Annotated in this window: 6 protein-coding genes; 5 read left to right on the top strand and 1 reads right to left on the bottom strand. The window is 60.5% G+C overall.

The features are described from left to right. From OW493_RS06890 to OW493_RS06870, 5 genes are all read left to right on the top strand, one after another. On the top strand, positions 1-2,836 hold a 2,836-nt coding region (locus OW493_RS06890; protein WP_289863694.1), incomplete at its 5' end, for a VCBS domain-containing protein. Between the two features lie 206 nt (positions 2,837-3,042). Beyond that, positions 3,043-4,593 (top strand): TolC family protein, encoded by a 1,551-nt coding sequence (locus OW493_RS06885; protein ID WP_289863707.1) that lies wholly within the window; start codon positions 3,043-3,045, stop codon positions 4,591-4,593. A 37-nt stretch (positions 4,594-4,630) separates the two neighbouring features. Further along, positions 4,631-5,437: an efflux RND transporter periplasmic adaptor subunit gene (locus tag OW493_RS06880; protein ID WP_167592997.1), complete on the top strand. Its 807-nt coding sequence runs from the start codon at positions 4,631-4,633 to the stop codon at positions 5,435-5,437. Continuing rightward, complete coding sequence (locus OW493_RS06875) at positions 5,434-6,810, top strand: HlyD family efflux transporter periplasmic adaptor subunit (RefSeq protein ID WP_289863693.1); 1,377 nt, start codon at positions 5,434-5,436, stop codon at positions 6,808-6,810. The genes OW493_RS06880 and OW493_RS06875 overlap by 4 nt, the downstream gene beginning before the upstream one ends. Before the next feature lie 3 nt (positions 6,811-6,813). After that, positions 6,814-8,916, top strand: a complete 2,103-nt coding sequence (locus tag OW493_RS06870; protein WP_289863692.1) for an HlyD family efflux transporter periplasmic adaptor subunit — start codon at positions 6,814-6,816, stop codon at positions 8,914-8,916. A gap of 188 nt (positions 8,917-9,104) precedes the next feature. On the opposite strand, the gene OW493_RS06865 is transcribed toward OW493_RS06870, so the two are convergent. After that, positions 9,105-12,281 carry an EAL domain-containing protein gene (locus tag OW493_RS06865; protein ID WP_289863691.1) on the bottom strand — a complete coding sequence of 1,059 codons (3,177 nt, stop codon included), beginning with the start codon at positions 12,279-12,281 and terminating at the stop codon, positions 9,105-9,107. Position 12,282 lies beyond the last annotated feature (1 nt).

The raw sequence follows: 12,282 nt of genomic DNA, 5'->3' as shown, positions 1-12,282 counted from the left end.
TGACGACGTCACGCCGAGCGTCACCGCGGTGACCGCCACCGGTGACACCGATGGCTTGAGCAACGATCAGCTGCTGGGCATGCTCAGTGTCGACGCCGATGCGATCATCGATGGTGTCAGCAACGACGGCACCCTGAACTGGACCTTCGACAGCAGCAGTGTCGCTGGCGAAGCCTTCGATCACCTCGCGGTGGGCGAGAGCCTGGTACTGGACTACACCGTGGTCGTCACCGACAGCCAGGGCGTAACGGCTGAGCAGGTCGTCAGCATCACCATCAATGGCAGCAACGATGCGCCAGTCATCGCCATCGAAGGCGACGACAGCGCGGTCGAGTCGCTGACCGAGACGGACGACACCCTGACCACCGCCGGCACGCTCTCCGTCAGCGATTTGGATACCACTGACGACGTCACGCCGAGCGTCACCGCCGTGACCGCCACCGGTGACACTGATGGCTTGAGCAACGATCAGCTGCTGAGCATGCTCTCCGTCGATGCCGACGCGATCATCGATGGCGTCAGTAACGACGGCACGCTGAACTGGACCTTCGATAGTTCCAGCGTCGAAGGCGAGGCGTTCGATCACCTCGCCGTCGGCGAGAGTCTGGTGCTGGATTACACCGTGGTCGTCACCGACAGCCAGGGTGTGACTGCCGAGCAGGTTGTCAGCATCACCATCAACGGCAGCAATGATGCCCCGGTGTTTGTGGAGGGTGCGCAGCCGGCAGATCAAAGCGGTAACGATGGTGACCGCATCACACCGTTCTCTGTCGCGGATGCCTACACTGATATCGATAACGGAGCAGAGCTCAGCTTCTCTGCTGACAACCTGCCGGACGGCCTGGTGATCGACCCGACTACCGGCGAGATCAGTGGCACGTTGTCCCCGGATGCCTCCATTGGCGGTGACAACGCTGACGGCATCTATACCGTCACGCTGACCGGCACCGACGAGAATGGTTTGGATGTCACCACGACCTTCACCTGGACCGTGGTCAACGTCGCGCCGGAAGCCTTCGACAACACCGCCGAGCTGGATGAGGGCGTTGCGACCAGCGACACCAGCACCACCACCGGCAATGTACTCAGCGATGGCGACACCAATGGTGACGTCGATGTCGATGGCGGTAACGACACGGATGCGCTGGTCGTCAGCGGTATCGGTGCTGGCGCCAATGCCGACACTGACACCGTCGCAGGTACGCCGGTCACCGGCATCTACGGCAGCGTCACCATCGCCGAAGACGGCAGCTACACCTACGCACTGGATAACGGCAATGCAGCGGTGCAGGCGCTGACGGAAGGCGAGGTGATTACCGAGACCTTCACCTACGCGATCTCCGATGGTCAGGGCGGCACCGACACGGCGCTGCTCACCGTCACCATCAACGGCACCAATGATGCGCCGGTGTTGGTCGATGGGGCGCAGCCGGCCGATCAGAGTGCCAATGACGGCGATACGATCACACCGTTCACCATTGCCGGCGCCTTCACCGACGTCGACGAGGGTGCGGAGCTGACCTACAGCGTCGACAACCTGCCGGACGGTCTGGTGATCGACCCGATCACCGGCGAGATCAGCGGCACGCTGTCAGCGGATGCTTCCACCGGCGGTGTCAACAACGACGGCATTTACACCGTCACGCTGACTGGCACTGACGAGAATGGCTTGGTTGTCACCACGACCTTCACCTTCGAGATAGGGAATCCTGCGCCGCAGGCATTGGATCAGAGCGCTGACGTCTCCGAGGACCGAGAGACCACTGCTGAGGGCAGCCTGCTGGTCGATGCTGATGGCGAGCCGGTGACTGTCGATGGCGATGGCGATTCACTGCTCATTGCGAGCGTCAATGGTAAGGAAGTCGCTGATACCGCCACCGTGATTCAGGGTACCTATGGGCAGTTGATCATTGCCCCCGATGGCACTTGGAGCTATGTGCTGGACAATGAAAGTGAGGCAGTTCAATCACTGGAAGATGGTCAGCAGGTCACGGATGATTTCAGCTTTGTCGTCAGTGATGGACAGGGTGGTACGGCTGTCGGTGAGTTGACGATCAATATCGCAGGCCTCAGTGATAATGTGGCTCCGGAGCCAGTGGTCCCTGTCGCACCTGTAGACGGCACTTCAGTGATTTCTCCAACGGTGCCTGGAGCGAATGACGGTTCTGATGGGGATGAGTTTGGTCCGCTGACGGTAGATGAGGAGGAGCTATTCCGACCGCTCAGCGAATCCTCTCAGTTTGATATCCCGAGTATCCAACCGGTTCAGCTGACCATCATCTTGCGTGATGTCGTTGCAAATGAAGCTATTTACGAGTTCTCTCTGCCGGCGGGTGCTTTCGAAAGCACCAACAATGAAGAGATTACGGTCGAGTCCACTCGAACAGATGGCAGCCCGCTACCTGATTATGTGGTCTTCGACAGTGACTCGCTTACCTATCGCGTGAATCGTGAGCTGGCACTTTCACTGGGTGTGGAGCGCATCGATGTCAAGGTGATCGGTCGTGACGAATCCGGTAATGAAGCTAGCACCAGCTTTATCATCTATCTGACTCCTGAACAGGAAGATGAACAGGCAAGTGACGACTCCTTCGGTAATGATGGACAGGCATCGGAGAATGATCAGCTTCCTGAGGGGCAGGGGGATAGTGAAGGTAATGAACAAGACGAATCTTCTGATCAAGAGCAGGCTGACACAGAAGAGACTGCGGTACTTGGTGCAGTGCCTCTCTCCGATATGCTCAAGGTTGCTGGGCGCGATGGATTCAGTAATGATCACGCCGAGGTATTGGCCGATTTGATGAGGTTACTGGAAGGGGATTCCAGGATTTCTTGAATGAGACACTTTCGGCTAGGCTGAGATTGCTTGAGATTGCCTACCTGATTCAGTGAAAAGAATCATACCCGCCTGATATGGCAGGCGGGTCTACAAGAGTAAGGGACAGGGGCTTCAACATGACTGAATCATCAATTGTAAATACACCCCGGACATCGTCGCCGGGTCAGTCAAAGAGCGCTGGACGACTGAAGACCTTGGTCACTGTGATTGCTGTCACCACTGCCGGTGCAGTTCTGTCAGCCTGCGGCACCGTACAGCCTGAGCCTCTGGATCGTCAGGATATCGCGACCGCCATCCAGAGTGATGAGATGCTCTTCGAGCAGATGACACCGGCCATCACCGAGCCACTTGATCTCAATCACGCGATGGCGCGCGCGCTGAAGTACAACCTCGACAATCGCGTCAAGCTGATGGAACAGGCGTTGGCCGAGCAGAGCTTCAATCTGGCCAAGATGGACATGCTCCCGGTATTGGCGGCAAATGCCGGTTTCACCAGCCGCAACAATGAAGATGCCTCCTCGAGCCAGAACGTGCGTACCGGCGTGCAGAGCCTTGCCCAGTCGACCTCTGTCGACAAGGACCGTACCGATGCCGATCTACGTCTTTCCTGGAACGTGCTGGATTTCGGTGTCAGCTACCTGAAGGCCAAGCAGGAGGCGGACCGCTTCCTGATCGTCAAGAATGCCCGGCGTGACATCATGGCCAAGCTGCTTCAGCAGACGCGCAGCGCCTATTGGAAGGCCGCGGTGACGCAGAAGTTGAAGCCGCGCATCGATGCCTTGCTGATAGACACCGAAAAGGCGCTCGCCCAGCTGGATCAGATCCAGCGCGAACGACTCCGGGCGCCGTTGGATGTCCTGCAGGAGCAGCGCCAGCTGCTCTCCATCATGCGCAATCTCAAGAGCTTGCAGCGTTCCGTCGAGACTTCGCAGATCGAACTGGCCAGCCTGATCAATCAGGCCCCCAATGTCGAGATCCCCTTGCAGGCGCCGAGCCAGTTGCCGGCACTTCCTCCGTTGCCTTCCAATGACCTGGATGTGCTGGAGCGTGTCGCGCTGGCCAACAGTGGGGAATATGTCGGTCAGCTCTACAATGCCCGTATCGCGCAACGTGAAGCGCGCAAGAGCATGGTGCGACTGTTGCCGGGGCTGGAGTTCTCCTACAGCGCCAATTACGACAGCAACAGCTATCTGTACAACGATACCTGGGCACAGGCAGGGGTGAGGATCAGCTGGAATATCTTCCGTCTGTTTGCCATCGATGAGATCAAGGCTCAGAACGAGGCGCGTGATCAGATGGTGGAGGCTCGTCGTCTGGCCAGCAACATGGCGACGTTGGCCCGCGTCAATCTTGGCTGGCAGCAATACCATAATTCGCTGGAAAGTCTCAGTATCGCCCAGCGATTCCAGGCACTGGATGAGCAGATCGCGGACTTCAGCAAGCAGGCGCGGGCAAGCCGTGCGATCTCGGGGACGCAATCCCTGCTCAACCAGGCCAAGGCATTGAACTCGGTGTTGAGCAATTCATTGGCCTATGCCGATGCGCAGGATGCCTATGGAGGTTTCCTGTTCAGTCTGGGCTTCAATCCGGTGCCCGAGGATTATCAGCGTTATGACGTGGATACCCTGGCCAGCAATCTGGATGCCTCCTTCCAGCAATGGTCCGGTGGCAGTCTGCCGTTGCAGGATCCGGCCCTCTGGCTGGAAGTCCAGTCCGAGACAACCAATGCACAGGACGGTCAGGCCAGTCTCTGAACTAGCCTCCCATCTTGTTTCAACAGGGATGCTGATGATGACCGTTGGACACCAAGTTACCCGTTACCTGCAGATCTTCAGTGGATCTCTGCTGCTCGCGGGGACGAGCCTGATGGGTCAGGCTCACGCCGCGGAGCAACCGACCGTTCGCGGGCAGGTCAGTGCCGTCAACTCCACCATGCTGGCAGCGCCGCTGTCGGGGCGCTTGCTGGAGGTCAATCGACGCGTTGGGGAAGAAGTGAAGCAGGGCGAGGTCCTGGTGCGTTTTGATTGCCGCTCCCTGAAGGCCGAGCGAGCGGTCGCGAGTGCGCGCCTGTCGGGGGCCAGCTCACAGTACAAGGTCAACAAGCAGTTGGCGCGTTATGACAATGTCAGCCAGCTGGATGTCGATCTCTCACGAGCGGCAGTCAATGAGGCGAGTTCTTCCGTCAAGCTCTCTGATGTCTACTTGAGCGACTGCACCATCACTGCACCCTTTGATGCCGAAGTCATCTCGCGCGTCGTCAACCCCTATCAATTCGTCTCCAATGGAGAGCCGATGCTGGAACTGGTCAGCTCCGACGAGCTGGAGATCGAAGCCGTGATACCTGCGATGTGGCTGGGGCAGGTAGGAAGCGACACGCCCATGACGTTTACTGCAGATGCGACGGGCGCCGAGCTCTCCGGCAAGATCGTCCGGGTCGTGGACAGCATCGACCCTGTCAGCCAGACCCTCAAGGTGATCGCGAGGCCGGATGCCAAGCCGGGAGTGGGTATCAAGCCCGGCATGAGTGGTGAGGTGCGCTTTCCCTCTCTGAATCCATCAGGCCTTGATGCCGAAGAGAGTGGAGAGGCATCACGATGAATCGGCGGGTCGAGATGCCAGGCAGTGTCACCACGGATCGCCTGGCCGGCCTCATCACGCTGCAAAAGCGTCTGATGAGCGCCAAGGGGCGCAAGGAGGCCGAGTATGTACTGGTCAACGACACCGGTTATCTGTTTCCGGCGCGCCAGATATTGCTGGTTGCCAATGGCAAGCTTTCCGCTCACTCAGGCGCGACGGATGTCGAGCAGCAGAGCCCCTATCTGCATTGGGTGAGGCGAGTCCTCAAGACGTTCGAGCTTGATCGACGTGATGTCTCCAAACGCGTCGATGACGCCTCTGCTTCCTCGCCGGATCAGCTGATGTTGCTGACGCCCGAGCGTCTCGCCGAGCGGGATGCTGCATTGGGGACCGACTGGAGTGAATACTGGCCGCGCGAAGGTATCTGGATTCCCATGGTCTGGCGAGGCCGGCTCGAGGGCGGTTTGTTGCTGTTGCGGGAAAAGCCGTGGAACGAGGCGGAGCAGCGACTGCTGACCCACTGGGTGCAGGGGGCTGAGCATGTGCTTGCGCGTCATGCCGGGCGCAAGCGCTCTCCGGTGGGCAAGCGCCTGCTGACGGGAGCTATCGTGGTGATGCTGGGCTTGCTGATGTTGATTCCGGTGCGTCTTTCGGTACTGGGGCAGGCCGAGATCGTTCCTCAGGTCAGCAGTCTCATTCGTTCACCGCTGGATGGCGTGCTGAAGGAATTGGCCGTGGCGCCCAATGATCCGGTGGAGAAGGGCCAGCTGCTGGCCAGGCTGGACGATGCCGAACTCAAGGGACGGCTTGCGGAAGCCCGGCAGGCACTGGCCGTGGCGCAGGCGGAATATGCCCGTGCCCGTCAGCGCGCCTTCACTGATCGGGATGCCAGCGCGGAAGTCCCACTGTTGCTGGCACGAGTGGAGCAGACGCGTGCCGATGTCGACTTTCTTGAGCAGCAATTGACGCGAGTCCGTGTAGAGGCGCCTCGAGCCGGTGTGGCGATCATCGGGGATGCCAGCGATTGGGCAGGGCGGCCTGTCCAGTTGGGCGAGCGTCTGCTGGAGGTCGCCGACACTCGCGGGGCTGAGGTGGAAATCTGGCTGCCGAGTGCCGACAACATCCCGCTGCCGGAAGGCGCGAAGGTGTCCTTGTTCCTCAATGTCGACCCCTCCCAGGTCCGCGATGCCAGTCTGACGCATGTCAATTATCGCGCAGAGCTCGCACCGGACGGTGAGCTTGCCTACCGCGCGCGAGCCCTGTTGAACGATGCCGAGAACCTGCCACGCGTCGGTTGGCGCGGGACAGCCAAGGTGGAAGGCGAGCAGGTCACGCTTGGCTATTACCTCTTCCGTCGCCCCTGGGCCACGCTGCGTAGCTGGATCGGGTGGTAGATCATGATCTCTCAGACTCCCCCCCTGGCGGTATTGCGTGAGGACCTCAAGCTTCATCCCGTCGAGCAGGATCGGGATGGAAAGCGTCGCTGGTTGCTGCATGACCCGGTAGCACAGCGCTTCTACCGGTTGGGAGAAGCGGCCATCGAATTGTTGCCGTTCATACGCGGCGGCCAGGAATCGGTCGCCGCGAAGCAGGCCAGCGAGAGTCTGGGGCGTGACGTTCCCGGAGAGCAGCTGCGTGCCCTGTCGGATTTTCTGCGGCAGCACGATCTGGTGCGGGGCGATCCAGGGCAGCAGGAGCGATACCAACGGCGTCTCGAATCTCGCCCCAAGGGCCTCAAGTGGTTGATGCATCACTACCTGTTCGTGCGTATTCCGCTGGCAAATCCTGATCGCTGGTTGAGTCGCCACGTCAACAAGGTACGTTGGCTGGGCAGCAAGGGCTTCTTCTGGAGTCTATGCGTGCTGTGGCTTCTCGGCGTGTGGTTGACGATTCGGCAGCTGGATACGTTCATCGCGAGCTTCTCCGCGCTGGGCGCTGTCGGAGGATGGCTGACGCTCGGGGCGGCATTGGTCTTCGTCAAGGTGTTGCATGAACTGGGGCATGCCTTCGTGGCCAAGGCCAAGGGAGTGCGCGTTCCCACCATCGGGGTGGCCTTCATCGTCGGCTGGCCGGTGCTGTATACCGACACCAGCGATGCCTGGCGCCTCACCGATGCCAAGGATCGCGTCAAGGTGGACGTCGCGGGCGTGGCGGTAGAGCTATCCATCGCGGTGCTGGCCCTGCTCAGCTGGCATCTGTTGCCCGAGGGGATGATGCGCACTCTGTGTTTCTGGCTGGCGACGACGACCTGGATCATGTCGGCACTGGTCAACTTCAATCCCCTGATGCGATTTGATGGCTATTACCTGCTCTCCGATGCCTGGCGTCAGCCCAATCTTGAACCCCGCTCACAGGCGCTGGCACGTTGGCAGCTGCGTGAGTGGCTGTTCGGGTTCAAGGAAGTGCCTCCGGAACGTCCGCAACGTGCGTTGGTCGGCTTTGCCATGGGAGTCTGGGTATATCGCCTGCTGCTGTTTCTCGGGATCGCGTTGGCGGTCTATCACTTCTTCTTCAAGCTTCTCGGCATCGTATTGTTCGTCGTCGAGATCTGGTACTTCATCATGCGGCCAATCGTGAATGAAATTCGGCGCTGGTTCAGTGAAGGTCGCAAGCCACGTGCCAATCTGGCGTTGTTGAGGACCTGTGTGATCTTGATGGCGCTCGGCGGACTGCTGGTGTGGCCGTGGCAAGGTGAATTGGGTCTCCCGGGCTGGCTGGAGCAGCCCTCGACACGCCTCGAAGCGCCCTTTGGTGGTCGAATCAGCCTGGAGGTCGCTCAGGGAGATGATGTGACCGTCGGTGAGGCTCTGGCGGTGGTCAGTGCGCCGGAAGTCGCCCAACGGCTTGCCACTGCCAGGCGTCGCGTGCAACAGCTCGACTGGCGGCGCTCTGCCAGCGGGCTGGATCGCAGGTTGTTGCAGGAGAGTCCGGTCATCCAGGCCGATCTTGACGTTCAGCGCCAGCGTGTCAGTGCTCTGGAGGCCGAGCAGGCGACAGGGCAGCTGGTGGCCTCATTCACCGGCAAGGTCCATTCGCTCAATCCCGCCTTGAGGGAGGACGGCTGGGTTGGAGAGGGGGAATGGGTGATGACGTTGCGCAACCCTGAAAAGGTGACGCTCACGGCCTGGGTAGAGGAAGAGGAGGTGTTGCGCATTGCACCGAATGCCAGCGCCTGGTTCTACCCCCTCGCGCCAGTGGGGGCGCCGATCGAGATGCGTGTCGTCGGCGTGGACCCCCAGTCGGCCGCGATTCTGGAGCAGCCCGAGATGGCGGTGCCCTACGGTGGGGAGTTGAAGGTACGTGAGGGAAAGGAAGGTCAGCTGGCGCTGGTTCGCAGTCTGTATCGAGTGACACTGGCGCCGGTGGATGCCGCGAAGGCACTTGCCCAGTCGATTCCCGGACGCCGCGGTGTCGTCAAGGTCAAGACTCAGGCCCGCAGTCTGTTGAGTCGGACCTGGCGTGAGGTGGTGGGGGTCTGGCGCCGCGAATCAGGCTTCTGAGGCAGGAGGGGCTGACGCCCCGGGGTCGGCTTCAACGAGACACGCACTGACGGCATCGCTGTCAGTGCGTGTCTCGTTTCAGAGGCGCGTCCGGACTCTGCCTTTATGCGAGAGGGGCCGTGTCGAGGGGCTGTGCCGAGGGCTGCCACATGCTATCGAAAGGACCACAGCGTGATCGGTATCGTCGCTCAAGACGTGAGCTGCGTCCCCGGGCGGTTGTTGGCGATGCCTTGCGACGTCATCACGCAAGCCTTGTGAGCCAGCGTCGAGTGATCTGCCACCAGCGGTGAAGGCTTGCCGATGGCATAGCCCTGGACGTGGTCGACCCCGATGGACGTCACGCATGCCAGTACCTCCTGGCTGCCAACGAATTCCGCGATGGTCTGCATGCCCATTTCGCGGGCCACCTCGGCGATGGCGCGCGCGATGGCGTAGGAGACACGATTGGTGTCCATGTCGCGAATGAAGGCACCATCGATCTTGAGGTAATTCACCGGCAGGCTCTTGAGATACCCGAAGGACGATACGCCGCTGCCAAAATCATCCAGTGCGAAGTAGCACCCCAACTCTCCCAGAGTATCGAAGAAGGTGCGAGCATCGCCCAGGCGAGTGATGGCCACGCTTTCCGTAATCTCGAAACACAGCTTGTGGCCGGGAATCCCGCTGTCACGTACCAGGCTGACCAGCATGTCGCGGAAATTGGGACTGCTGATGGAGTGACCCGAGAGGTTGAGCGACACCCGTGTCAGGCTGGCCAGATGGGCAGGTTGCGACTGCAGCCAGGCCAGATAATGCCGGATGACGTATTCATCGATGGTGGCAGCCAGCCCATAACGCTCTGCCGCGGGCAGGAAGGCCCCGGGGGCGATGATGCTGCCGTCACGCCCCAGCATGCGCACCAGCACTTCATAGTGCTGCTCATCAGGGGTGCCCGGCCTGGTGCGTGTGCTGGCGATGGGCTGGTGATAGAGCACGAGACGTTGCGCTTCCACCGCGGCGGTGATTTCGGCGACCCAGTGCATTTCCTCCATCCGCTGAGTGACTTCGTCTCCGCTCACGCTATGGCGATGCACGCGGTTGCGCCCAGCGTCCTTCGCTTCATAACAGGCGGCATCGGCAGCGCTGAGCAGATGATGCGGATCACTCTGGCCGTTGCTGATGCTGACCAGGCCGATGCTGGCGCTGACGCTGAACAGCTTGTCGTCCCACATGAATCGGAAATTGGCCACGCTCTGGCGCAGTCGCTCCAGCAGCGGTTCCGCTTCGTCCAGTGTCATGCCGGGCATCAACAGACCGAATTCGTCGCCCCCGAGACGGGCCAGAAGATCCTGTGGGCGCAGATCATTGCCGATGACGTCAACCAGCTGGATCAACAGGGCATCGCCCGCGGAATGTCCGCAGGTATCATTGACGACCTTGAATTGATCAAGATCGATATAGGCGAGGCAATGTTGCGAGTGGTCCTCGCGCACGACGTCACAGAACTGCGTCAATCTGCGACGGAAGGCGGCGCGGTTCAGAAGTCCTGTCAGGCTGTCATGGTTGGCTTCATGGATCAGTCGCTGGGACATGGTGTGACTATGGGTCTTGTCGACCAGAGCGACCAGCGTATAGCCGTCCTGCACCGGGGTGGTATCGACGGAGGAGACGCTGACGTCGGCATGCACCGTGTTGCCCCGTGCATGAAGGAAGCGGCAGCGTTGGGTGAAGTGACTGATACCGCCCTCGATCAAGGCAAGGTGGCGTCGTTGCAGCGATGCCAGGTCTTCCGGCTCGATCAGTTCGCGGATATAGCAGCCCTCGAGCGTGGTGCTCGGGTAGCCGAGGATGTCCTCGAGTCGCTGGTTGACCCTCAACAACTGGCCCGCCTTGGACATGTGTGCCATCCCGACGGCGGAGTGCTCGAAGGTGGCGCGATAGCGACGCTCGCTGGCACGCAGTCGCTCCTGGGTCGCGTGACGTTCAAGCTCGGTGGCAAGCTGTGAGACGTGATCACAGGCCGAGCTCAGGAAGGCGAGCTCATCCTCCGCCCATTCGCGTGGACCGCCACACTCCGTGCAACAGATCACCCCGCGAATCTTGCCGGAGATGCGCACGGGGCTATCGAGAATTGCCTGGAGGTCCGTGCTGAAATAGCCATTGAACAACAGCCCGCTGCTGGCCTGCTGGGTATCGCTGATCGCCAGGATGCGCTCGGATTTCAGGGCGGTGAAATACTCTCCCAGCTGGCTGTCACACAGCTCTCGGGGGTGCGCCCGAGAGGTCGCATCGTGCGGGGCAGGCAGTTCACCGTCGTGTACATGACTCAGTGACAGCCGGGTTCCCTCGGGATTCATCTTCCAGAAACTGACCTTGCGTACCTGCAGGGCATCCGCCACCTGCTGGCAGATCCATGGCATCAGATCTTCGAGCCGAGCGCCCTCGGCATGGTGGGCGTTGCCGAGTCGTATCAGCACGGCCTGCTGACGTTCGTAGCGACATAGCTTGTCGGCCTGTGCCACGGCGGCCATGTGCTGCTGATGGATGTCGAGCAGAGAGCCGATGAAACGATAGGGCGCGTCATCACGCACCTGGAACTGCGCACGCAACTTGAACCAGCGGTAGTCTCCCTGGCGGGTGCGGATGCGCAGTTCAATGCTGAACGGGGTTTCCTGCAGGCGCTGTATCGCGAGAAGCGCCTGGAACTCTTCGCGCATCTCGGGGGCGACTCTTTCATGCAGCGCCTCGAGTCGGCTGTCCAGGGTTCCGGCGCTGTAGCCCAGCTGCATTTCCAGGCGTGGCGATATCGTCAGGCGTTCATTGCCTAGCTGCCATTCGATGATGCCATCGGAAATGCTGCGCAGTATCCAGTTGGCGCGGGTATAGCTGTCGCGCAAGGCTGCACTGAGCTGGGCACTCTGCATGAGGCGCTTCAGCGCCTCGCTGATCATTCCAGCGAGCTGATCAAGCCGCGCCAAGGTGTCATCGTCGGGCAGCGACTGGCGTGGAGAGGTGTCGAACATGCTCATGCATCCGACCACAGCGCCAGTGGCATCATGCAGTGGCAGTCCGATATAGAAGCGTATGCCATCCCCCTTCACCGAACAGGTATCGCGCAGTTCAGCATGCTGATAGGCATCGCGCGTCACCAGAGGCCTTCCCTTGATGACGGCCAGACCACACAGGCTATCGTGCAGCGGAAGGGTATCGGGAATGCTGTCGTCCAGGCTTACCCAACGCTTGAGATGACGCGCGTTGCGCAAGCTGATCAAGGCGAGGGGAGTCCCGGCGAGATCCGCTGCCAACTCCAGCAGCATGCGGGCCTGATGGTCCTCTTCGCGTCGAAGTGTCTCGACCCATTCCGAAGTGATGGAAGTATCAAGCATC

The sequence above is a fragment of the Cobetia sp. 14N.309.X.WAT.E.A4 genome, from assembly GCF_030397495.1.
Taxonomy (GTDB): Bacteria; Pseudomonadota; Gammaproteobacteria; order Pseudomonadales; family Halomonadaceae; genus Cobetia; species Cobetia marina.
Note: the sequence above shows the minus strand (reverse complement) of the source record. Positions and strands in the feature narration are given on the sequence as shown.